General features: G+C 46.4%; 15 protein-coding genes. All 15 read right to left on the bottom strand.

The window, feature by feature from the left end; all coding sequences use genetic code 11:
- Window positions 1-4: 4 nt before the first annotated feature.
- Entirely contained in the window at window positions 5-1,561 is a 1,557-nt protein-coding gene (locus tag DN752_RS22695) for a sulfatase family protein (RefSeq protein ID WP_112786096.1), read from the bottom strand.
- A gap of 544 nt (window positions 1,562-2,105) precedes the next feature.
- A complete protein-coding gene (locus tag DN752_RS22690) occupies window positions 2,106-3,635 on the bottom strand; it encodes a sialate O-acetylesterase (protein WP_112786095.1) in 1,530 nt (509 codons plus the stop codon).
- 171 nt (window positions 3,636-3,806) lie between these two features.
- A complete protein-coding gene (locus DN752_RS22685) occupies window positions 3,807-5,213 on the bottom strand; it encodes a sulfatase family protein (protein WP_112786094.1) in 1,407 nt (468 codons plus the stop codon).
- A complete protein-coding gene (locus DN752_RS22680) occupies window positions 5,210-7,756 on the bottom strand; it encodes a GH116 family glycosyl-hydrolase (protein WP_112786673.1) in 2,547 nt (848 codons plus the stop codon). The genes DN752_RS22685 and DN752_RS22680 overlap by 4 nt, the downstream gene beginning before the upstream one ends.
- 17 nt (window positions 7,757-7,773) lie before the next feature.
- Window positions 7,774-10,395 (bottom strand): GH116 family glycosyl-hydrolase, encoded by a 2,622-nt coding sequence (locus DN752_RS22675; protein WP_112786093.1) that lies wholly within the window; start codon window positions 10,393-10,395, stop codon window positions 7,774-7,776.
- A 16-nt stretch (window positions 10,396-10,411) separates the two neighbouring features.
- A complete protein-coding gene (locus DN752_RS22670) occupies window positions 10,412-11,875 on the bottom strand; it encodes a sulfatase family protein (RefSeq protein ID WP_112786092.1) in 1,464 nt (487 codons plus the stop codon).
- Window positions 11,872-13,527 carry a sulfatase family protein gene (locus DN752_RS22665; protein ID WP_211324078.1) on the bottom strand — a complete coding sequence of 552 codons (1,656 nt, stop codon included), beginning with the start codon at window positions 13,525-13,527 and terminating at the stop codon, window positions 11,872-11,874. Before DN752_RS22665 ends, DN752_RS22670 begins: the two co-directional genes overlap by 4 nt.
- A complete protein-coding gene (locus DN752_RS22660; protein ID WP_112786672.1) occupies window positions 13,524-15,104 on the bottom strand; it encodes a sulfatase-like hydrolase/transferase in 1,581 nt (526 codons plus the stop codon). Before DN752_RS22660 ends, DN752_RS22665 begins: the two co-directional genes overlap by 4 nt.
- A gap of 84 nt (window positions 15,105-15,188) precedes the next feature.
- Entirely contained in the window at window positions 15,189-16,781 is a 1,593-nt protein-coding gene (locus DN752_RS22655; RefSeq protein WP_112786090.1) for a sulfatase family protein, read from the bottom strand.
- Between the two features lie 37 nt (window positions 16,782-16,818).
- A complete protein-coding gene (locus DN752_RS22650; protein ID WP_112786089.1) occupies window positions 16,819-17,874 on the bottom strand; it encodes a family 43 glycosylhydrolase in 1,056 nt (351 codons plus the stop codon).
- A 177-nt stretch (window positions 17,875-18,051) separates the two neighbouring features.
- Window positions 18,052-20,691 carry a GH116 family glycosyl-hydrolase gene (locus tag DN752_RS22645; RefSeq protein WP_112786088.1) on the bottom strand — a complete coding sequence of 880 codons (2,640 nt, stop codon included), beginning with the start codon at window positions 20,689-20,691 and terminating at the stop codon, window positions 18,052-18,054.
- Window positions 20,692-20,758: 67 nt separating this feature from the next.
- Window positions 20,759-20,983 (bottom strand): hypothetical protein, encoded by a 225-nt coding sequence (locus DN752_RS22640; protein WP_162633326.1) that lies wholly within the window; start codon window positions 20,981-20,983, stop codon window positions 20,759-20,761.
- A 128-nt stretch (window positions 20,984-21,111) separates the two neighbouring features.
- The gene (locus tag DN752_RS22635; protein WP_112786671.1) at window positions 21,112-22,095 is read right to left on the bottom strand and encodes a family 43 glycosylhydrolase; all 984 of its coding nucleotides are present in this window, start codon (window positions 22,093-22,095) and stop codon (window positions 21,112-21,114) included.
- 35 nt (window positions 22,096-22,130) lie between these two features.
- Window positions 22,131-23,738, bottom strand: coding sequence for a hypothetical protein (locus DN752_RS22630; RefSeq protein WP_211324077.1), 1,608 nt, complete (start codon window positions 23,736-23,738; stop codon window positions 22,131-22,133).
- Window positions 23,739-23,954: 216 nt separating this feature from the next.
- Window positions 23,955-24,617, bottom strand: coding sequence for an SGNH/GDSL hydrolase family protein (locus tag DN752_RS22625; protein ID WP_112786086.1), 663 nt, complete (start codon window positions 24,615-24,617; stop codon window positions 23,955-23,957).
- Between the last annotated feature and the right edge of the window lie 108 nt (window positions 24,618-24,725).

Genomic DNA, 24,725 nt, shown 5'->3' with positions numbered 1-24,725 from the left:
TGGTTTAATCAATAATCTGTTTTACCTGCTTCCAGCCTTCCATTCCTTCATTTTCCTGTTTGGATCCCGGTGTGCTCCTTCCCTCCAAGATGATTCTTTTGAGCGCCGACTTTAGTTCAGCAGCTACTTCTGGATGGGCTGCCACCAGGTTATTGGTTTCTCCTATATCCTCTTTCAAATTATACAACTGCATATCAGGAAGGTCGAGGTTTTCCTGTTTTATATCCTGCGGCCTAGGATAGCTCCAGCCTCCAGATCCCTTACATACACTCAGTTTCCAATCACCCTTCCTGATGGCAAATGACCCATTAATAGAATGGTGAACAGTGTACTCTCTGATCTCTTCGTCCCTTTCTCCTACGATCAGCGGCAGCATGCTGTAGCTGTCTTCTGCTTCTGTATCCTTGGTGGCGTATCCGGTTAACTCAGCGCAAGTGGCAAAGAAATCAGTTGTACAAATGGTCTTTTCAGAGCTGGAGTTTTTCACGCCCTTTGCTGGCCATTCCACAATAAAGGGGACACGGTGCCCACCTTCAAAGATGTCGGCCTTAGTGCCACGAAAAGTATAGCTTGGATCATGGTCTACTTTGGCGAGTTCTTCAAAATCAGCTTTTGGAGAGCAGCCATTGTCACTGGTAAATACCAACAGGGTATTTTCTGAAATCCCTTGGCTTTTTAGGGTCGCTCGGATTTGGCGTACCACATCATCCACCTGCATTACAAAATCGCCGTACATGTTGGTGTTGCTCTTGCCCAAAAATTCGGTCGTGGGCAAAATAGGGGTATGAGGAGCCGGTAGCGGAAAATATAAAAAGAATGGAGATTCCTTTTTTGCATGTTGATTAATATAATCAACAGCCTTATCTGTCAAATCCTGAAGCACATTGGCATGTACAAAGTCATCTGACGTAGGGCCTTTTCTCCATATTCCTTTTTCATCTACTGAGATGGTAGATTTAGTCGGCACCATAGTAGGCATATCATTTTCCACATACACATAAGGAGCCATATCCAGTGATCCACAAAAACCAAATGAATAATCAAATCCATGAGTGGCCGGGCCATTTTTTATAGGAACACTAAAATCCACCTCGGGAACCACATTTAGGCTATTAAGATTAACTGCTTTATCTTCCTGCAAGGACCAATCCCAGCCCATATGCCACTTACCAACAAAAGCCGTGTGATACCCTTGCGTTTTAAGCATCTCGGCTATCGTGGTTCGATCCTGATCAATCAGTGACCTTGAGTAACCACTCAACACAGAGCTTTTTAGAGATGATCTCCAGTTATACCGACCTGTCATGATCCCATATCGTGTAGGCGTACATACGGCAGAAGAGGTATGCGCATCGGTAAACTTCATTCCGTTGCTTGCCATTTCATCCAAGTTTGGGGTGGGGATTTTTCCATTGGGATTAAAACACCGCAAGTCTCCATACCCTAGATCATCAGCGAGGATATAAATGATGTTGGGCTTTTGGGCTTCCTCCTTAGTTTGGGCATTCGACTGAAGCACCGTTACTAAAAATGCAAAGAGAATTAATAATATATGTTTCATCTTACTTTTTGGTTTTAGGTTTTTTTGATTATACGCTTCCTTGCCAGTAGATCTTATTTCTCGCGGAACGCACAGAAAACCCAGAATGAAAGAAGGTCTTTCTGAGATTTCAGTGGTTTCTGTGAGAAACTATTTCATATTGCTGTGATTACTGGTGTCGTTGCGGATATACATATTAGGTTTAAATTGTTTTCAAGTTGTTCTTATCGAGGAAGAATTTCTTTTATTTCCTACAGCGCTAAGATGACTGCACAGGGCTGGCATTATTTATCCCCTCAAATAACACCCGAATTTATCAAATCGTATTCCCAAGAGTTAATACTATTGTCTCACTTTCGTTGAATATTTTACCCTAAAGATAAACCGAAGCTGTATGGAGTACTGTTGGGATCCATTCAAATACTATAACATTTCTGTTAAGTAACCTTCACACCTTCTTCTTAGCTCCTTATAATCAACATGAGACCATTGGTTCAGGCCCTGGAAGTTTATCCCGAAATATGCCTTAGCCCATCTATTACGATTACCACTGCATAAGTAGGGATTATTCCTCCTCCCTGTCCGTTCTGAATGGGTAGGCTGGCAACTCATTCGCATTGACCAAATTCACTTTTGGTTTGCCTGCAAAGGCATAGCGCACATAGTGGGGGTTTGTGATCTTAGGTGATGATAAAATCACGCTTTCCCCATCGATCTTCGATTCTGCACGAACCCAGTTGCCGGTATCATCAGTAATCCAAAAGCCCGCGGGAGCCCTACCATCCACGGTCTTGAGACCTTCGGCATTGTCAAAATGAACAACGATTCTTCCCTTCTGGATTTCCACGTCATTCATTATTGGCCCAGCAGCCAGCACGTCAAGCTGCAGCGTATGGTTAGCTGCCAAAAGAGCACCCCTTTGGCCTATGGGAAGTTTGTCTGTCGGGTGAACGTCACTTAGCTCACCTAGGTCAATGGTATTGATCACCGAAGTCCCAGGAAGCGCCAACGCTTCCATTTGGGATTCACGCATCCAAGCCCACGACGGCTCCGTTGGCTTTTCGGGGTCGACTTCCCCGTCGGTTCCCTTACCATATCCGGGCAGCATCACGATCATAAAATGCATGTCCTCCTTGTCCCACTCCTTACGGTACCTTTTGATCCATTGGCCAAGTATGCCTCCGTACTCTTTTATTCCAGCTACACGATGAAACCAGTTAGAGGAATTCACTTCAGGCATCCCGGACATGTACCGGGTATTACGTTCGCCTTGGTACCACAATAGACCTCTACAGGCAAAAGGAGCCAGCGGATGCATCATGGCATTGTATAATATATTGGGCTGGCGTCTTAAGAAAACATCTTCCTTGCCCGTCCAACCATCAGGCGCAGCGAGAATTTGCTGGATACGTGCTGTCCTCGCAGTATCCCTATCAAACTCGTCCATAATGGTCTTAAAATGAGGCAAGTCCTTGGTCATATCCCTTGGCATCCAAGCTTCTATGGAAGAACTGCCCCAAGAAGCATGAATGATCCCCACAGGAACATCTCCAAGGTCATTCAGAAAATAGGCAAAAGAAAATGCCACAGCGCTGGAAGGGTGGGTTCTTTCCCATTTTCCAGAGACGTTATCTTGCTCTTCCAAAGCCACGGTACGCTTCACTTCAAAACTACGGATGTCTTTGGCAAAAGGCACCAATCCCCGCACTTCAGGCACTTGGGATACACCAAACTGCATATTGGATTGACCAGAACAGATCCATACTTCCCCGACCACCACGTCGGAAATCACCACCTCTGTACTTCCCGTAATGGTCATCTCCCCGCCTTCTTTGGAAGCCGATAATGGATCTAGGGCAAGTTCCCACTTCCCATTCTTATCTGCCGTAGTGGACTTACGTTGCCCAGCAAAGGTCACGGTAACCCCCTCACTAGGTCGGGCCTTTCCCCAAACGGGAACAGGCGTGCCCCTTTGCAAAACCATGTGGTCACAAAACAGTGTTGAAACTGTAAGGTCCTGCGCAAAACTAGCGGCTATGCCTAAGCGCTGTATGCTCAGGAAGGTTATGAGTATTGCTATGTACTTATTCATCATTGCTAAATTTTATTATACGCTTTCTTGCCAGTAGATTTTATTTCTCACAGAACGCGCAGAACACCCAGAATGAAAGAAGGTCTTTCTGAGATTTCAGTGGCTTCTGTGAGAAACTATTTACTATTGCTGTCATTACTGGTATCATTTCGGATATATATTGCTCAATTATCTTTAATTGCCCAAGGGTCCTGCCATCTCTAGATACCCTGCTGGACGGCACTGATCACTGAATTCACTTCCTTCGCCCAGCTCATTTTCAATAGCGTCAAAGGATGCTTTTAGCTTTTGGCTTATTGCTGGATGTTGGCCAATCACGTTATTGGTTTCGCCCCGGTCATCTTTCAGGTTAAACAACATGCATTCCCCTCCACGCTCATGATACTTCCATTCTCCGGACCTTACTGCCTGAAGTTGGTTGTGGTGATAATAGTAAAATTGCTGATGAGGGGATGCTGCATTTTCACTTAATACCGCCCAAATGTCCTTTCCGTCAATCACCCGATCTGGAGGAACAGTGGCTCCGGCAAGTTTGGCAAATGTGGGTAACAAATCCATGGCTGTCAGGATTTCATCGGAAACACTTCCCGAAGGTATCTTGCCCGGCCACCAAGCTATGGCTGGCTCTCTCATCCCTCCTTCGTATGTATCCCCTTTTCTGCCCCTTAGCCCTCCTGTACTTCCCTGGCCTCCCCGTGCCGGGCCATTGTCAGAAGTGAAAATGACCAATGTGTTTTCGTCCAAGCCATTTGCTGACAGGGCTTTCATGATTTCTCCAACAGAATCATCGATGGTCCCGATCGCCTGCGGATACAGGTAATCACGAAGAGGATAGTTGACTGTCCCATTTTCCTGTGCCAACATGGTCTCCAGGGAGTCCGCTGCCTGATGCATTTGCTCGGGCGAGGCATATACTGGCCGATGGGGAAGAGGATGTGGTAGGTAGAGAAAAAATGGTTGGTCCTTGTTTCTCTCAATAAATTCCACCGCTCTATCAGTAATCCGCTGAGTCAGGTGGTTCATGTCAGGATTCATTTCGATGACTTCCTCACCTTCTAGCAGCGGAAGGTCTGGAAAATTGAATTTTTTGTTGTTCTGGTGCCATGGGTGGATATCATGGCTGTAAGGAAGCCCAAAAAAAGCATCAAACCCCTGGCGGGTAGGCAAAAACTCGGGTTGATCCCCCAAATGCCATTTCCCCATTATCCCTGTGGCATAACCTTGGGTTTTTAGTACCTCGGCGATGGTGAGCTCATTAGGGTGCAGTCCTCGATGGTCTCCGGCAAGCAATACGCGATCTGACATATGGATCCGCTTGGGGTAACTTCCCGTCATCAATGCTGCCCGGGAAGGAGTACATATCGGTGCCGCCACATAAAAGCTGGTCAACTTCATGCCTTGGGCGGCCATGGTATCCAAGTGCGGAGTATCCACATGCTCACCACCAAAGCATCCCAAATCACCATGCCCTTGGTCATCTGTAAAAATAATGATGAAATTTGGTTTGGAGCTGCTCTGCGGCGTAGGGCTTTTAAAAGCACACAGAATGCAGCAACAGCTCCATAGAATTATTCCCCTCATAATTCGATTTTTAACGTTTCATTTGCCTTAACAACTACAGGATCGAGCTTTTTGGTACCTATTCCTTCCAATGTAAACTCCGCTAAGCCGACGTTGCCATAAAGCACTTTTAATTCAGCTGTTTTATCTTTCACCTCACATGTCCCCCAACTGTGGCCATTGCTCCAGAAGTAGGTGCCGGGATTGGAAGTAAACCTCATCGACCTGTCCACTCCCGAATAATGAAACCCGGACAATGCCAAAACACCTCCCCAAGCCATCATACTTCTGGCATAATGGTTACCATACTCTGCTTCATTGAATGGGTTTCTTTTTTTGCCATCATACCGTTCTCGGACATCGGCAATGGTGTTCAGGCCACTTTGCACTTGATTTTCGTACAGCATTCCCACAGCTGCAGTATGTTCAAAACCAGTCATGACTTCTGTAAAATACGGAAAAGGCTGTTTGGGGCGCTTGCCCGGATAGTGGGCCATCACCAAGGCCGATTCATTCCCATGGGCGTATGAACGCATAAAATTAGGATGCTTCATTAGACTCTCCCTGTGGTTATATTTAAGGATGGCTTCATTGGTCTTGACGATGTTTTCTTCTTTGGTCAAATAGCCCAAATCAAGGATATGTGCCATCACCTGTCCCACAAGCTGGTCTACCAGCACTCCCTCGCCCAACTGATATTGCGGATCATCGGGTACTAGGCGCCGTTTTACCCTAATAAGGCCCTCTGCAATATTGTCAATCGACATGGGGGGTACGATTTGCTGCACGTAATACTCCCCGTTAAATAGGTTTTCATCCATCCACAGGGTTCCGTTTTCATATAATGACCGACAGGTCTTGGCAAATGCCTCATCTCCTAAATAATTGGCCATTTCTTCTGTTGCCCTTAATGCCCCTAGGTACCAAAAACCCATTTGCGGGTTAGGGCCATAATATTCCACGTCCATGGTATTATGCTGGCTACCTTCCATTATTCCGTCTTTATTGGCATCCCAGCCATTTTTGACCCAGCAAAATTCCAGTGCTTTTTTCACATTTGCCCAGTTCTTCCTTAGAAACTCATCATCTCCTGACAGCTGCCATTCCCTGTAATATTTCATGATACTTCCCATCTGCCCGTCCGCAGCTGCCAAACCGAAGCTTTGGGCCTTGGTATCCAGTGGCAAATGTATCCGGTAACTCATCAGGCCTCTTTCGTCCGTGGCATAACCAAATTCCACCTCACGCATATTTTGGGCTACCTCCCCAAATAAGAAAGGCGTGACCTGCTCATAGTTCCAAACATGCGTACAGCTGCCTGTTCCACTACCATTATCATTCTTTGTCCCTTCCCATCCCAAAAAATAACCTTCCTTGGTTCTGAAAACCAATTGTGTTCTTAAGTGAGCCAGATTGAACAATGACGCCTCTTTAATAATGGCGGGCAAATCGCTTCCGATAAAGGCCTCCACAAATTGCCTTGATTGACTTTCCAATTCAGGAATCCTTGGCACGGTTTGTTTTGCCACATCCCAAGCATCCTCAAACTGCGATGCATAATAATTGCCCACATTAACATCGTCATTTCCCCATGCTGGACGATTGGGGAAGTTCCAAGTGACATAAAAGCGAATATCCTTTTCTTCCTTGGGGGCTAAAACTGTTTTGACTGCCAAGGATCCCATGGGACTATCCTCGCCAAAACCTTTACGATCTTCCAATACACCATCATCGGTATAGTCGTCCCAGTACTCCAACGTACTGTTGCCCCACTCACCAGGAGCCCAATGCGTCCGATAGGACAACTCCCCCTCACTATCGGTGAGCAAACTGAATGTTCCCCATTGCATGCTCTCTGGATCCACTCCATCTGAGGTAAAGTGAATGCCCTTTAGTCCCTCTTCCTCTTTATAGGAAATCTTGTTTTTGACAGCTTTTCCCTTTAGCCCATCATTGCCAATGAAATTAGGGATATTTCCCGCCAAAGAAACCGTCACTGGTTTATCCGATGTATTTTTCACCTTATAATTCAATACAGCAATCGGTAAACTACTGTCGTCCACATTGGCAGGAACCAGCGGATTAAAAGCGCCGACCGTAACCTCCACAGGTAAGACTTGGTCTTTTAGAACCACCTGACCAAATGGATAGGCTGTGTTGAAAGTAGCTTCTTCAAAACGGGGCAAACCGTGGTTTGGCCCCGTGGCTCCATAAAAGCCTTCACTGTACATCTCCGGCAAAGGCCCCTCCATCAATACCGCTTGGCCATCATGGCCTTCTTCCTTAATGTAGAGTGCAAAAAACGGAGCCCTGTTGATCACTTCCACCCCACCCATCTGTGGATTGTACCCCTTGGCAGGCCTACTCATTATTTCCCAGTCTTGTAGCGCACCATATCCCGTCAGCGAAATGGTTCCCGTCCCGATGCCACCTACTGGCATAGCAATACGTCCTGTATGCTCCTGATCGTAGGTTTTCAGTACTGGCCAATCGCTACTACCTGTCTGAGCAGACATCTTGCCAATAATAAAAAAGAGAACTATAAGAATTTTTAGTTGTTTCATATCACTTCCCATTGTCCTTATAGTTTGATGGTAACTGTTTCTGATGATTGAATGGATCTACCGCCAAGGTCTTTAGTGCCCGTTCCTTCCAGTGAAAAACTGTCCAGTACCAGCTTTCCTGAAAGCACCGATAATAAAGCTTCGCCATTTTTCACTTCACAGGTTCCCCAGCTGTAGCCATTGGACCAAAAGTACGTGCCAGGTGTAGAGGTAAAGGCCATGGACCGGTCTACAGCAGAATAGTGGAATTTAGCGCTGGCCAATACACCGGCCCAAGCAATCATACTCCTGGCATAGTGGTGTCCAGCTTCTGCTTCATTAAAAGGACTTCTCTTTTTGCCATCGTAGCGTTCTCGTATATTCCTTATGCATTTTAATCCATTTTCTACCTGACCTTCCTGCAACATCCCTATTGCTGCCGTATATTCAAAACCCGTCATGACCTCTGTAAAATACGGGAATGGCTTTTCGGGTCTCTCTCCGGGATAGGCTGCCATCACCAGCGCCGATTCATCTCCCAAGGCATACGAGCGGTGAAAATTGGCATGGGAACTCATCTCTTCCACATAGTTATATTTCATTATGGACTCCAGCGTTTGCTTGATGTTTTCCTCCTTGCCGAGATATCCAAGCCCTACTACGTGGGCAAACATCTGCCCTATCAGCTGATCTACCAAAACGCCCTTGCCCAATTGGAAATCCGGTGAGGTGAGGTCAATGGCATCTTTGCCAGTGGTGATTTCCATAAGCGCCGGCGCTACATTGTCCGCTGTCATGGGAGGCTGAATATCCTGTTCATAATATTCGCCATTAAACAGGTGCTGGTCCATCCACTCAGATCCATTTTCGAACAGCACATTGCAGGTCGATGCAAACTCCTTTTCTCCCAAGTAACTTGCGATTTCGGCTGAGGCCTTCAGTGCCCCCAAGTACCAAAATCCCATTTGGGGATTGGGACCAAAATATTCTACGTCCATTGTATTATGCTGAGAACCTTCCATCACACCGTCCTTATTGGCATCCCAGCCACCTGGAATCCAACAAAACTCCAAGGATTTCTTTACCATTGGCCAATGCTGCTTGAGGAATTCATCATCCCCGGACAACTGCCATTCACGGTAGAACTGCATAATGCTGCCCATCTGTCCATCTGCAGCAGCTTTTCCCCAAACTTGGGCTGAGTCCAGCGGCAGATAAGCCCTAAAACTCATAAGGCCATCATCATCGGTAGCATAGCCATATTCAACGTCCCGCATGGTTTTGGCCAGTTCACCAAAAAGAAATGCGGTGGTCTGCTCATAGTTCCAAACATGGGTGCATGAACCAAAACAAGAACCGTGATTATTAAACAGCCCTTCCCATCCTAAAAAATGCCCGCTCTCAATACGAAAGGCCAGCTGGGTACGGAGATGTGCCAAATTAAACAGCGAAGATTCCTTTATTTCTGTGGGAATATCACTTTCAATCAGCGCATTTACAAACATCTTGGTCTTGTCCTCCAACTCCTCTAGTCGTGGTAGGGTCTGGGTAATTACATCCCAAGAATCAGTGTACTTTGTCGTGTAATAATTCCCTACAGTGGCCTTAATGTACTTTTGAAAGCCCGGCTTATCCCAAGTCTGCCTATTGGGAAAATGCCAACTGATCAGAAATCGAAAATCCTTTTCCTCCCCTGCCTGGAGGGTGGTTTTTATGGCCATGGACCCCAAAGGAGCATTGGCAGCATCGTTCTCCCTTTTTTCCAACACACCGTCTTCCGAAAAATCATCCCAGTAGTCCAACCTTTTTTTATCCCATCGGCTCTCCATCTTTTCCCAAGCGGTACGATAAGTTGTCTGTCCTTCATTTAAAGAAACAAAACTCATCGTCCCCCATTGCTCACTGTCAGGATCCACGCCATTGGTGGTATAGTGAATACCCTTGATGCCTTCATCCTCTCTATAAACATTCACATTATCTTTTGCTTCACCTCGCTGGCCATCGTAGCCTATAAAGTTCTGAATCGTGCCGCCAAGAGAGACGGTAATTTCTTTATCGGTGGTATTTTTGACGGTATAGTTCAGCACAACCATCGGGATACTGCTGTCATCAATATTCCCGGGAATAAGCGGATTGAATGCCCCAACGACCACATCAACGGGAAGATGTTCATCGCTCAAAAAAACCTGACCAAAAGGATAGGCCGTTTTAAAGCTTGCATTGCTGAATCGGGGCAGGCCATGATGGTTTGAAGTAGCTCCCCATGGTCCTTCAAAATGCCCTGGATCTGGGGGGCCTTCCAGCAATCGGGTCTGCTTTTTCCCCTCTCCATCTTCCATATAAATGGCAAAAAACGGCCCTTTTTGTTTTACAGGGCCCCGGTTTTCCAAGGTAGGATTAAATCCCTTTGACGGACGGTTCATGATCTCCCAATCCTCTAACGACCCTCTACCTGTCAAGGAAACCGTCCCCGTGCCAATGCCGCCTACTGGCATGGCTATTTTCTGGATATGCTCCTGGTCATAGGTTTTCAGCACAGGCCAATTGCTACTTTCAGATTGTGCATATAACGACATCACCTGTGAGAGCAGCATGATCAGCGAACATACAGCGACTCTTGGGTAACTATTGTCCTTACCGGTTATTTGAAGTTTTTTCATGGTTATTTTATGTCTTTTACTTATTTATGGTCAATATTTCCGGGTCTTCCACGTGCCCTGCCGGCCGGGAATTTTTCTTTATATCTTCTTCAAATGCCACCATGGCCTTTTTCAACTGTGCCACTATTTCAGGCTCTTGGGAGGCGAGGTTTTTCTTTTCGGCAATGTCCGATTTAAGGTTATAGAGTGCTTCTTTTCCCTCGATGATGCGAAGTTTCCAATCCTTCCACCTTACCGCTTCCAACGTCCCCCAGTGGGAGTAGAAGAAATATTCATGGGGGCTTTTTGCTCCTTCTGTGAGTACGGGTAAGATGTCTTTGCCATCAATAATACGATCATTGGGCACCTTGGCACCTATAAGGTTGGCAAAGGTCGGTAGCAGGTCCATTGCTGTGAGCAGTTCGTCACTGTCGCTGCCGGGTTCGATTTCTTTTGGCCACCTAATCACGGTGGGCATACGCATACCTCCCTCCAAGGTCTGCCCCTTATATCCTGACAGCGGCTTGGTAGACCCACGCCTAGAGGCTCCATTGTCACTGGTAAATAATACGATCGTGTTTTCGTCGATTCCCTGTTCCTTTAGTGTGGAAAGAATCTCTCCTACTGACCAGTCTATTTCATAAATGGCCGTAGAATAAATATTGGGCGAGGCTGTATTTCCATCAGCCAATACCTTAGCATATTCTTCTTTAATTTCGGCAGAGGCTGCCAAAGGCCCATGTGGAATAGGATGAGGAACGTACAGAAAGAAAGGCTCCTCCTTATGGTCTTTAATAAACTTAACAGCCCTTTCGGTGACCCTACGGGTCAGGTAATTATCATCGGGGTCGAGTTCGATCACCTCTTCGCCATCAAGGAGAGGTAGCGGAGGAAATTGAAAATATTCTTGGCGAGGATGCCTCGGGGTAATGTCATGACTATAAGGCAGGCCAAAAAACTCCTCGAACCCTTGTCTAGTAGGTAGAAATTCAGGCTGGTCCCCAAGGTGCCATTTTCCAAAAATCCCTGTTCTGTATCCCGCAGAACGGGCTATTTCAGCTAGGGTAATTTCATCAGGGTTTAGCCCATTGCCATCTCCTGCCAAGCAAACAGGAAACCTCTTTCCGGGAGGGACATTGGGCAGGTCAATTGCCAAACTGGAAGAAGGTTCCATGCCTACCCTTCTGGGGTACGACCCGGTCATGAGTGCTGCCCGTGAGGGGCTACAAAGTGGTGCGGCCACATAAAAGCTGGTGAGCCGGGCGCCTTCCTTGGCCATTTGGTCGATGTTTGGCGTAAACACATGCTCACCTCCAAAACAGCTGAGGTCCCCATACCCCTGATCATCAGTAAAGATAATGACCAAATTGGGGCGTTCGTAGTAAGTTTCTCCACCTGATCCAGAAGGGGCTACTTCTTGGCCGTGGCCACTACTTATTATCCCAACAAAGAGTGTAAAAGATACCATCCAAAAGGACGGAGAAAGTTTTAGGAATATCATGGTTTTTGGGCTTCTTGTTGTCTTTTTTCACGGGCGGCTACGGCATCAATATTAATCCACCCCAGCTTCGGATAAGGACCTATCATATTCCTATATGTGGCCAATAGTTGCCTGAGCTCATTGCTTATTGCTGGGTTTTCCATCACGACATTTTCGGTTTGGGACAGGTCTTCTTTCAGGTTATACAATTGGTCCTTTGGGGCATCAGTTCGGATTTTGTGCCCGCTTACATCACTGTTTTTTTGTCCTGTAAGGGCAAATGCCGCCGCACCTCCCAAGGTGTGGTCTCCCACTTTCTTTCCCTGAAATCCTCCTGCATCCTGAGCGGGAATATAGACCCAATCCCCTTTTCTGATCACCAAATGCTCCGGACTGTTCGGGGAAATAACCAACATTTCCCGTTGGGGAGTGTCAGCCTCACCAGTCAGTTCGGCTAACTGATCGATACTGTCGTGTTCCTCCTCTTCGTTCAAGGGCTGATTGGTAATGGCCGCAAAGGTCGCCAATAGATCCACTTGGCTCAGCAAATGATCGGATGTACTATTGGCAGGCACCTTACCGGGCCATTTAGCGATAAAAGGCACCCGATGACCTCCTTCCCAAGCGCCAAACTTAAATCCAAGTAAATCCCCATTAAGCCTATGCCCTGCTTTCCAGGCATCTTGTCCACCATGGTTTAACATCCCTCCATTATCGCTGGTAAAAATCACCAAAGTATTCTCTTCCTCACCCATTGCTTCCACGGTCTTCACAATTTCTCCAACTATCCAATCCAATTCATGAATAAAACCCCCGTAGCGACCTGCTTGGCTCGTTCCCTTGAATTGTGGCGCTGGAGTAAAAGGATGGTGTATATTGGTAGTGGCCAAATACAGGAAAAAAGGCCGATCATCTTGTTTTTGGGCCCTGCTTTCCATCCATGCTACCGCCTTGTTTTTGAGTGTGGTGCCCACCTTCTCGTCTTCATACAGGAGATGGGCTTTTTGGGCTCCCCCTATTTGGTTATAGCCACTTTTGGCAGGCCATTTTTGTGTAGCTGCTTCGGTTTTCATCACAAAGGGGTCTTGAGGATCGTATCCCACGACATGATGATTCTCTACATAGACAAATGGCGGGCCGCTGTTTACGGTGGGAATCCCGAAATAATAGTCAAAGCCAAGTTCCAAAGGCCCCGGGGTTAGCTCTCCGTTCCAATTGGGAGCCTCTTCTCCAAAACCCAAGTGCCATTTGCCCACGCAAGCCGTCGCATAACCGGACTTCTTAAGGGTGCTGGCCAATGTCTGGCTATCTTTATCTATGGTCAGCCCTTCCGTAACCCCGGGAATAGGCCCCCAAAAATTCCTTCGCAAGGGGTATTGTCCCGTCATCAACCCATACCGAGAGGGAGAACATACCGCAGAGGCTGTATGTGCATCTGTAAACCGACGCCCTTCTCTCGCCAGTCGATCGATATTCGGTGTCTGCACCATCGTCGCGCCATAGCACCCCACATCCCCGTAGCCTAAGTCATCGGCATTGATCAGAATGATATTGGGAGGCTTTTGTGATGCTTCCTTATGGCTAGCCTGTGAAAAACCACTCATACTTACTCCCAATAAGAAAATAAATGGTGTGAGTCTTCTTGACACGGCTGTTATGGCTTTACTCATCATTTCTCGGTTATGCTTTTCTTCAATTCTACTAGTCGGGTATCCATAGCAGTGACCACTTCAGGATACTCGTGATAAACATTTTGGGTTTGATTGGGGTCATTGGCCATATCATATAGCTGTGCTGGTGGAGCATCAGCTTTACGTTTTCCATTTTCCATATCGCTGTTTTGGCTACCGACAAACGCTGCCGCAGGATACCCTCCCCAAGCATGGTGCTCAGGCTTGGAGCCGCCAAATCCCCCGCTCCCCTGTGAAGGGATATACATCCATTTGCCTTTTCTCAACGACAGGTTTTTGGAATGTCGTGGAGCCAAAACCAATTCATTGCGTCCTCCTTCCTCTCCCAATAATGCAGGCAATACATTTTCACTGTCTTTATTATCTTCGGAAATACCTTGTCCGGTAAGCGCAGCAAAAGTGGCTAGCATGTCCACATTAGAAATGAGTTGGTCAGACACAGTACCGCTGGGTACTTGTCCCGGCCATTTTACAATAAATGGCACTCGGTGACCTCCTTCCCACACACCAAACTTAAAGCCCAGCAAATCTCCATTGATCTTATGACCTTGCTCCACGGCTATGCGTCCACCTAAATTCAGCATGCCTCCATTGTCACTCGTAAAAATGACCATGGTATTTTCTGCCAATCCATGTTCTTCCAACGACTGCATGATCTCGCCTACCATCCAGTCCAACTCATGGATATAGTCTCCATAAAGCCCCGCTTGACTCGTTCCCTTAAATTGGGGGGCTGGGGTGAAGGGATGATGGATATTGGTCGTGGCAAAATAGAGAAAGAAGGGATCCTCTTTGTGCTCACCAATCCAGCTGACAGCTTTTTGGGTGAGATAGGTACCTGTCTTTTCATCATCATATATCTGATGGGCCTTGAGAGCACCCGCAAATCTATTTGGGCTTTTAACAGAAGCCTCTTTCGGAAAAGTTGGTGTGGGTGACGGGGTAAGATTCTGCTCGTTATCCCTACCCAAATAAACCAACGGATCATCAGGATCATGCCCTACCACGGTCTTGTTTTCTACATATACAAATGGACTGCCACTATTTACCAGCGGCACACCCCAGTAATAATCAAACCCTACCTCATTAGGTCCCGGAGCGAGGGGCATTTGCCAATCGTTCTGTCCGTTTCCAAAGCCCAAATGCCATTTTCCCAGACAGGCGGTTGCATATCCCTTGTTCTGAAAGACCTTGCCTACTGTCGTCGTAGTGGTATCGATAATCAAGTTTGACAATGGACTCAACGGCCCCCAACTGTCCGCTCGAATGGGATACTCCCCCGTAAGCAGTGCATACCTCGATGGCGTGCATACCGCCGATACCGAATGAGCATCTGTAAACCTCCTGCCTTCAGCAGCTAATTTGTCAATGTTTGGGGTATGTACCTTGGTGGCTCCCTGACAGCTGAGATCCCCATATCCCAAGTCGTCGGCATAGATGAGAATAACATTCGGAGGAGCCGATTTTTCCTCCTCTGAGGATTGTTGATCACCGCTTCCACAAGAAGTCAGCATGATCAATGCCCCTAAAAACAATAGTGTATTGGTCTTCAGTATCATCTTTATCGTATTTTTGTCATCATTGCTACTGCTCACTGGCACTTTCTTAATCCTCGCCCCATCCACAAGGGGTACCGCTGAGCCCTACTGTTCATCTTGACCTCGCAATTCGTTCAGTCTAGCTCTCATCTGATCCCTTATTTCAGGAAATTGGTTATACAAATTAGTTGTTTGCGATAAGTCAGAGTCAAGGTCATACAGCTGTGCAGGAGGCGCAGAAGCTTTATACTTGCCATCTTCAATATCACTATTGATGTGTTTGGTAAAGACATGCGCTGCGGCGCCACCAAGCGTCTGTGAACCAATGTCTTCACTAGTAAACCCACCACTGCCTTGGGCATCGATAAACAGCCACTTCCCTTGGCGTAGAGCAAGATGGCTTTCATGCCTAGGAGCCAAAACAAGTTCTTTCCGGACCTGCCTATCTTCACTGCCCAACAATGAACTCAGAAAACTAAAGCTGTCCTTGGCCGCTTCACCCTCCAAGTCTTCGCCGATAATTTCCGCAAAGGTGGCCAGGTAATCGAGATTGCCAACCAATGCCTCTGACACCACCCCTTTCTGGATTTTAGCAGGCCATTTGGCAATCAAGGGTATGCGATGGCCTCCTTCCCAAGCATCGTACTTAAATCCCAATAACTCGCCATTATTATGATGCCCAAGCTTCCAAGCCTCCTGCCCTGCGACACTGAGCATCCCGCCGTTATTGCTGGTAAGGATGATTAAGGTATTATCGGTCATCCCCATCTCTTCCACTGCCGCCACCATCTCCCCTACCATCCAATCCAGCTCATGGATAAAATCACCGTAAATCCCAGCTTGGCTGCTCCCCTCAAACTTCGATGCGGGCGTAAAGGGATGATGGATATGTGTCGGAATGAGGTATAAAAAGAATGGGCTGTCCCTATCCTTCCGAATCCATTCAACTGATTTCTCAGCCAGTACTTTCCCCATTTCATTATCCTTATACAATGCGTGTGCTTTGGCTCCGCCAGCAAACAGGTTTTCCCTCTTATGGGGATAGACAGGAGTTTTGCTTGCAGGCTTGCCTCCAAAAACAATGGGATCATCCGCATCCAACCCTACTACCCTGTCATTTTCCACAAAAACATACGGAGGGCCACTATTGACAAAGGGAATCCCATAGTAATAATCAAAGCCAAGCTGCAAAGGACCAGGCACCAAAGGGGCATTCCAGTCCGTAGGAGTTTCGTTTCCAAACCCCAAATGCCACTTACCAAAGTAGGCCGTTTGATACGCTTTATTTTTCAGAAGACGGGCAATGGTGATTTGGGTCGTATCCACAATTAGCTTTTGATTCAATCTCAATGGTCCCCAAAGTCCTTCCTTAAATGGATATTTTCCCGTCAATATCGCATACCGTGAAGGGGTACAAACTGCTGATGCAGAATGTGCATCCGTAAATTTCATTCCCTCACTGGCCAACCTATCAATATGAGGTGTGTTCACCTTTGTGGCTCCATAGCAGCTGAGATCGCCATATCCCAGATCATCTACATTGATCAAAATGATATTGGGAAGAGCACCATTTTCGGTTTCATGGACTTGCCCACAACTGACGATGACCAAGGAAAGTAATGCCACAATGACATCATTAAGGCTGCATTTTACGCGTGCAGCGAGTCCTATGGGGTATTTCCTTGGTATTATTCTCATTGGTTTATAGTTATTTCATGAATGCTGATTCGCCTCCTTAGTCTCTATGTATCTCATATCGAAGCAAATAAGCTTCTTCATTACCTTGGATCATTCCGATACCCCATCCAGGGATTTCCTCTGATGAATTACCCTCTTCTAAGTGGGGACGGTATAGCCCTGGTGCCTTAGGGATGTTTTCCAAGTTGCTGTACAAATTAGAAAAGTGCAGCCCATCGGGTGCCATGTAAATGGACGCACTGATGGATGCTAAAGAAGCCACTCCTCCATCTTCTAGCCATATCAGCACCTCATGGCTTTCATCCAAAATAGGCTCGTGGTGCTTCTCAAAAGGGCCTGTTGGATGATCGGCCATGGCCACCCCCATTTTTGTACGTCTTGGTCCCTCCTTACCATCTGCAAAACAACGGCCTTTGTAGTACATCCAGATTTTACCATCCTTGACCAGCATACTCGCATCGTCAATGCGATAGCTGTCAAAATCTTCGGCCTCTTTACTTACTTCTAAAATGGGCTGGTCATTAACTCTGGTAAATGGCCCATCAGGGCTATCGGCCACCGCTACGCCCAGCGCCGTAACATCATTCTCCGAGTTATTTTCAAATTCTTTGTTGGGATTGCCAGGTGTAGGTTTTACTCCTGTATAGTAGAGATAATATTTTCCTTCATGGGCAAGTATATTGGGCGTAAATACAGAGTGGCTATCAAAAGCTCCCTCACCACCAAGGCCGAGTGCCATACCTTGCTCCTCCCAAGTCCGGCCTTCATCTTCCGAAGTAGCATACCAGATGGTGCCCCAATATCCCGATCTAATAGGGCTATCCATACGGGTATACCACACATAATACTTGTCCCCTACCTTGATCACATCGCTTGGATCCCTTCTGTTGTAAACGTCATCTTTCCCCACACCAGAGACTTCTGAATAGGAAAAGCTGATCGTTTCTGGCCCTTCGGTCGTTTCCTCTATGTGACCTGCTGATTTGGTGTCACTACCTGAAGAACAACCGCCGACCAGTAAAACCAGTAACATGCCTGTGATGGACTTTTTGAAACTAAACTGCTGTGTCTTTTGTGCTATTTCTCGAACCATTATTGAATTTATTATATGTAGATATATCCTTTTCTCTATTTATCAAGCATGCCACGGGAAGCCTGCTTCTGAACCAATTAGTAAATTAAGCCTCCTGTCCCGGTGCACACGCTAGTACTTTTTGGTATAAAATGAACGTAGACATCGATAAAGCGGGGAGAATGATCACCGCCGCCATCAACTCCCCACCGTCATTACCACTGGGTCATTTTCACCAACTATTTTTCCTTTTTTAAATGTCTGGGCCTTATGACCTTTAAGCCCAAATGACCGTAGCTCCATTGAATCGTTCAAAACGGTAAGCGTAGCCTTTTTTTGTCCATCTTCTGTGGCTATTTCCACAGTACCGTACTGATAGCCATTTGACCAAAAGTATTTTCCTTCCAGGTCATTAAACCTCATGCTCTTCGTAACTGCACTGTACTCAAAGCCTGTATAGGCCAATAGCCCACTATAAGAGGCCATTGCCCTGGCATAGCGGTGACCAAATTCTCCTTCGTTAAAGGGGTTTCTTTTTTTGCCATCGTACCGGTCCCTCACAGCCTGAAAAACCGATAAACCTTCCTCTCCTAAGCCCTCATACAGCATGTGAGCCCCAGTACTGTACTCAAAACCAGTCATTACTTCGCTGTAATAAGGGAAAGGTCGAGCTTCTCTTTTGTCTTTTGGATAGTACCCCATCACCATGCCTTTTTCCTGGCCTACTGCATAGCTCCTAAAAGTGCTCAGGTGATTATTAAAATCCTCTTTCCAGTTATACTTTCTGATGGTCTTTAAGGTGGTGGTGATATGGTCCTTGTCCAATAAATAACCCAATCCACAGATATGAGCCATATATTGCCCCACTAGCTGATCTACCAGTATTCCTTCCCCAACTTGAAAATCCAGTGGTTCTGGCATTTTTTGGATATAATATTCCCCATTAAATAGATTTTCATCAGTCCATTGGCTACCGTATTCAAACATCTCCCTACATTTTTCGGAAAATGCCCTGTCCTTCATTTGTATGGCCATTTCTTCACTTGCCCTCAAGGCTCCTAGGTACCAAGTGGCAATTTGCGGATTGGGGCCTACATAACTCACATCCATGGTATTGTGGTGCTTACCTTCGAGTACTCCGTTGGCATCCTTATCCCATCCACTGGACTTCCAGGCATATTCCATTGCCGCTTTTACACTTGGGTACAGCTCGGCAAGTTTATCGTTATCACCGGACAATTGCCATTCCCTGTACATTTTCATGATGCATCCTAGCTGTCCGTCAGCAGCTGTCCGCATTCGCTGCTCAGCAGTTTTTATCGGAACCTGATACCGATGCTCCATGGCGCCGGTTTTTATATCGGTACCATATTTAAATTCCACCTCTCTCATGCTCATCGCCACATCACCGAACAAGAAAGGAGTAGTCACCTCGTAGTTCCACACATGGGTGCATGTCCCAAACCCCCATCCCGCCTGGGCTCCTTTAGGATTGATGGCCGTTCCTTCTATGCTTCCGGTTCCTTCCCAGCCAAATGTATACCCATCCTCATCCCGAAAGACAGTTTGAGAGCGCAAATTGGCCACATTGAACAGCGCCGCTTCTTTAAGCACCTCTGGAACATCCGTATTCACAAACGCATTGACAAATTCCAGTGTCCGGTTTTCCAAGGTTTCCAAATTGGCCGTTAGGTCTTTTGCTACCTCCCAGGCATCATCATAGATCGTGGCATAATGGTTCTTGATGAGATGATGGTCAATATTTGGCTGTGCTTCCCAGCCTATCTGATAAGGAAAATTCCAAGTAAGTACAAACACGTAAGTCTCGGTACCATGGGGCGGAATGGTCGCCTTAATTGCCAAGGTAGCTGGCTTATTGCCTTCATAGTCACCATGCTGCTCCTCTAGCATTCCATCATCGTTGATGTCATCCCAAAAGTCGATCAATGATCCATTCCATCTAAAATCCGCATCCCACTGAGTCCGGTAACTCACACCGGAAGTTTCGGGAGTAACCAGTGCCATCGTCCCCCACTTACCGCTAAGACTATCTTTATTGGTGTTTTCCATAAAAATACCGCTGAGTCCGCTCTCTCTATGAAAGGTGTTTTTATTGCCGGCAGCATCGCCGCCCCATCCATCGGTACCGATAAAATTTGGAATGGCACCGCATACTGTAGCGTCTATGGCTTTGTCGGATTTGTTATGTACCACGTATTTCAGCACAGCTCCTGGCAAGCTACTGACTTTACTATCTCCCGGGACCATGGGGTTAAAAGCCTGTAAAGTAACTTCTACTGGGCTGTTATCATCCTGTAGATCAATTTGGGCCAGTGGATAGGCGGTTTTAAAAGCACTGGTCCCAAACCTGGGAAAACCACTGTTCAGCTCATTACTTCCCCAATCGCCTTCCAGATTGGCAGAAGAAAGTGGCCCTTCCAGAAGCCTTGTTTGGACATCTCCTTCGCCGGTTTGGGTACGGATCGCAAAAAATGGCGCTATACGGATAGAACCCCTGCCAGAATTGAACACCGGTTTCCAGCCTAGGGCACCTTGATTGACGATCTCCCAATCGCGTAGATCACCTCTTCCCCCTATCGATACTGTTCCCGTACCTATGCCGCCCAATGGCATCGCTACCTTTTGGGCATAGTCGCCTTGATACGTTTTTAATACCGGCCATTCTTTTGCGGTGTCCTGAGCCGATACACTTCCAGCCATGACGATACTGAAAAGTACCCCAAAAAGATAGGCTATCCTGTTTATCGAGGTACCACTTGGTCTTCGTTTCTTTGAGGGTCGTCCTGCATAACTAACGTTTTTCCAAAAGCATTTCATGGTTATTTTGAATTATCTGATCAAAGATATATTGATTGGGTCTGGATGGTTATTAGTAATTATTCAATTAGTATGACTTATCTGTCTTCTCATTATTTAACTTCCTTGAATTCAAGTTACCCGGATAGGTAAACTGCGGACGGTCAGTTCCTGCCATGTCCCAATCCCCCAGTTCTTTCCGCATTGGGATCTCGAGGTAAAAGCAGTTTCCAATCGTCCTGCCTAATTGCTTCCAGAGTGAGGCCATTATAATAAGCAAATTCACTTCTGGGGTACGTATTTTCTTTTCCACCAGACAAGGGATAAGCTGAACCTGCGGGAAGCCGATGTCCATTGTCAGACGCAAAAATCACCATAGTATCATTTGTAATATTTAAATCAGTCCTTTTATTAGAGCGCTATATCAATTACCCACTTTGTTTATTCTACTAAATCAAATCGCTCCAAAAACAAATCCGGTCTTTCGCCCCCAATGTGCAGCCCCCATTTAATCATCTGGCCATTGCCACTGTCGGTAAAAGCTGCAGGCCTATACGCTCCGGGAGCCCAAGGGGCATCTTGATTATCTATTTGATGCGTCTTTTCAAAGTGAATTCCGTCATTGGCATAGACCAGGTAAAATGGAACCTGCTGGCGCTCCTTTAGCTTCATCCCAACCAAAGCGGCCACGCCTTCACCCTGTGGCCAAACCAACACTTCGTGATTTCCCTCCACAAGTGGATTGTTCTTATGCTTGACGTATGGACCTCCTGGGCTTTCTGCTATTGCCAAGCCCATTTTGGTTTCGGTGGGTCCTTTGCCCCATTGACGACCTTTATAGTATAGCCAGTATTTCCCGTCCCTAATGATCAAACACGAATCATCGACCCGATGGCTATCAAAATGGGACCGGTCCTCGCTGGGCAGTAAAACTGGATTAGATGCCATTTTGGTCCATGGCCCATCTGGAGAATTGGCAACTGCGATGCCGATAGCGGTATTTGGTTGTGAAAGCCCATTTTCAGAATGGACAGTAGACATGGCAGTATAAAAGAGATAATATTTCCCCTCTGCCACGAGAATACCAGGTGTATAGACATATAGGTCATCCCATTTTCCTTTATCCCCGGTCACCAAGCATTCCTCTTCTTCTGTCCAGGTATATCCATCGGGGGAAGTGGCGTACCAAATAGTAGAAACAATAGGCAAGCCCGGGACAAATTGCCTCATCTTGGAATACCACACGTAATACAGACCGTCAACTTTAATGATATCACTATTGTCTCGACGAATAAACCCCTCCGAGTCAGCCTCAAGACCTTGAAGCTGCGAGTATTGCACATCAATAGACTTCATGTCTGACTGTGAATATGATCTTACTGTTACGAATAACAGCAGAATGAATAGTCCGATTTTTTTATTCATGGAGCTCAAATTTGAATTAAAATGAAAAGACATGGTCATTCGAACAAAACCTCCACCTTATCGAGTATAGGTTGGGATTCATTTTCAGTGGCATCTATGATCTGTACCTCAAACTGGAAACCATAGCCTTCTGGCAGCCCACTGAGGTCAAGCTGTGCTGGTATTTTGCCAATTTGTTTGGCAAACCCTTCTATATTTTCATATCGCTCCTGTACAGTTGCCCATTTGCCCCAATGATCGATGGCACCATCATTGGTCGTATCTACTCCCATACGCACTTTTACGGTTTCTACCCATGGCCCGGGGCTGATATAGTCAGTATCCATTTGTGTCACCAAGTAAAATTGTTCCTCAGCAAATAGAATATCCGGATCAGGATGCCCTTGACCGATATTACCGCAAAAGGTAAAGGGCTGGTTGATATCACTGGAAGTAAACCAGGCCGCACTCATATGTTCTCTTCCATGACTACCCGCTGGATCAAAGTCAGCAAACAAATAATACTGCCCACCAATGGATATGGCCGCCCAATCGCCGTAAGCATTTTGCTCAGGCTCGTGAATTTCATATTGGGCAAAAGCACGGGTTTCGCCTTTCTTAATTCTGTGTTGGGGAACATCCTCAGTCGCTGTTCTTCCCGGAAATCGCCCGGGGTCTTCCGCATACCAATGGGGATGGACATATTCAGCGATTTCTCCTGTAGGTTGGGTACGTTCATCAACTGGAGGGCCCAGCGTTTTAAAATCGTTGATGCCATCGACACTTATTGCGTGTACCGCCAAAGGAGAATCCCACGCGTGTGTAGAAGCATTGATAGGTGACCAGTCTTCCACAATCAAATGGAAATTGCCCTCCAAGTCCCGAATTACGGCACAGTCGGAACCATGCGTGGGATCATTAAAAGTCATTCCCATATTCTCACCTGGCTCACCATCAGTCAGGTCGTCATCAATGTATAAATGCGGATCCTGATCGTTGGGAAAATCATAGTATAAGTACAGTTTGCCGTCCACATACTCGGCAGTAGTAACCCACTTGGAGAAGCTTTCTGATACAGGGCCATGATGTACCCAATTCACCATATCCTTGCTTTGCCAGGCATGATAACCGCCCTTGCCAGGCTTTAGGCCGCCGGGGGCATCATATTGGTTTTTGAAGGGGGTGGTTTTCAACTCACTATCAAATCCCTCCAACTGGGCCTCCTCTCCCTGGAAAGAGCCGTCCTTTTGGCTTTTACTTTGTCCATATCTACCAAACATCCAATAATTGCCATTTCCCAATTGTAAAGCGACAGGGGCATCCCCCAGATTGGACGGCCCAATATTGGGAACCGCCTTCCAATTGGTCCATTCAGGTGATTGAGATAAGGTAATGGTCTTTACAGAACGCTTTTGGTCAAACTGTCTGATCACACTATGAATGGAGGCATGCTTTCCAGAGGGTACTGCCCTCCCTTCCATAAGTGCCAGATGGGACTTTTCTAGAATTGACTTCTGCCACTCTTCCTCCGAGTCAATGATCCATGCGTCATTCTTTGATTCAGAAGTTTCCTGTCCCGTTTGGGCATAAGTGGCCTGCGTTCTTGCCAGAAGAAAAAAACAAGTCACTATTAATGTGTACCATTGCATTTTAGTGTTCGTCATCAGTTCTGTTGTCTCTATATAACATTCCTTTTGCAAGGTTTTTAACCCGGGTTATGTAATTAGAAATCGTAATAGCCTGTTCCGACAGGTGCCAGAATGAGCTGAAAGTGCAAGAAAACTAACGTAAAGCGGCTGACTTTTTCCGTCGCTACGGATCAGGTCGCAATACTTAGGTGCCGTGGCGTAGATGGCTAATGCATATTCCGGGTTTTATTATCAATATTCTCCAATTTCCCTTTTGAGAAAATCGGCAATTTCCTTTCCCAGCTTCTCGTATCCACTGGGGGTATAATGCACATCATCATTTCCTTTACCATATTCATGGTGAATGGAGATGGATGATTGATAGATATCATTGATCATTACGTTATTTTCTTTCATCACCTTTTTCGCCACTTCATTGTACCGTATTGGGTCTTCTGGAAACCTTCCAGCTTCATTTTCTGGAACATAAGTGGTGGTGACAAAAATCAACTTTGCGTCTGTCTTTGTCTTGATTTTTTTGACCAGGGCATCAAGGTTGCTGGCATATTCCTCGATACTGTAAGTGATATCACCGTTTACTTTATCCCTATTGCCTTGTACAGTTGAGGTGGGGTTTCGGTAGCACAAATCCCACAGGCCCCAATTAAACTGGACAACATCCCAGTCCGTGTCTCCTAACCATTCCTCTACATGGATGAGGCCGTTTCCTGTATGCTTCCCATTACCTGGGTTATGGACTACTTCGGCGATATTTTCCAAGTTACCTTGGACAAACGGGGTGTAACCAATAGAAATAGAATCTCCTATTATCAGGACCTTTGCCTTCTTCTGGACAAAAGCCGATGCTGTCGATATTAGCAATGTAAGAAGTAGTATTTTTGTGATTTTTAGCATAAGTATATCGATACATTTAAAAGGTAATTTCATCACTACTTGCCCATGTCCCGAAGGGGGCTGGCCCCACTAGACTGATTTTTGGAAACCAACCGTTCCTCTGCTCAA

It is taken from the genome of Echinicola strongylocentroti, assembly GCF_003260975.1.
GTDB classification, from domain to species: Bacteria; Bacteroidota; Bacteroidia; order Cytophagales; family Cyclobacteriaceae; genus Echinicola; species Echinicola strongylocentroti.
Note: the sequence above shows the minus strand (reverse complement) of the source record. Positions and strands in the feature narration are given on the sequence as shown.

What these genes read in the sequence shown, in the direction of transcription:
- DN752_RS22685 (WP_112786094.1), bottom strand. Translation starts at nt 5,213, where the DNA reads ATGAGGGGAATAATTCTATGGAGCTGTTGCTGCATTCTGTGTGCTTTT.
- DN752_RS22625 (WP_112786086.1), bottom strand. Translation starts at nt 24,617, where the DNA reads ATGCTAAAAATCACAAAAATACTACTTCTTACATTGCTAATATCGACA.
- DN752_RS22630 (WP_211324077.1), bottom strand. Translation starts at nt 23,738, where the DNA reads ATGACGAACACTAAAATGCAATGGTACACATTAATAGTGACTTGTTTT.
- DN752_RS22665 (WP_211324078.1), bottom strand. Translation starts at nt 13,527, where the DNA reads ATGATGAGTAAAGCCATAACAGCCGTGTCAAGAAGACTCACACCATTT.
- DN752_RS22675 (WP_112786093.1), bottom strand. Translation starts at nt 10,395, where the DNA reads ATGAAAAAACTTCAAATAACCGGTAAGGACAATAGTTACCCAAGAGTC.
- DN752_RS22650 (WP_112786089.1), bottom strand. Translation starts at nt 17,874, where the DNA reads ATGGTTCGAGAAATAGCACAAAAGACACAGCAGTTTAGTTTCAAAAAG.
- DN752_RS22680 (WP_112786673.1), bottom strand. Translation starts at nt 7,756, where the DNA reads ATGAAACAACTAAAAATTCTTATAGTTCTCTTTTTTATTATTGGCAAG.
- DN752_RS22660 (WP_112786672.1), bottom strand. Translation starts at nt 15,104, where the DNA reads ATGATACTGAAGACCAATACACTATTGTTTTTAGGGGCATTGATCATG.
- DN752_RS22670 (WP_112786092.1), bottom strand. Translation starts at nt 11,875, where the DNA reads ATGATATTCCTAAAACTTTCTCCGTCCTTTTGGATGGTATCTTTTACA.
- DN752_RS22655 (WP_112786090.1), bottom strand. Translation starts at nt 16,781, where the DNA reads ATGAGAATAATACCAAGGAAATACCCCATAGGACTCGCTGCACGCGTA.
- DN752_RS22635 (WP_112786671.1), bottom strand. Translation starts at nt 22,095, where the DNA reads ATGAATAAAAAAATCGGACTATTCATTCTGCTGTTATTCGTAACAGTA.
- DN752_RS22645 (WP_112786088.1), bottom strand. Translation starts at nt 20,691, where the DNA reads ATGAAATGCTTTTGGAAAAACGTTAGTTATGCAGGACGACCCTCAAAG.
- DN752_RS22690 (WP_112786095.1), bottom strand. Translation starts at nt 3,635, where the DNA reads ATGATGAATAAGTACATAGCAATACTCATAACCTTCCTGAGCATACAG.
- DN752_RS22695 (WP_112786096.1), bottom strand. Translation starts at nt 1,561, where the DNA reads ATGAAACATATATTATTAATTCTCTTTGCATTTTTAGTAACGGTGCTT.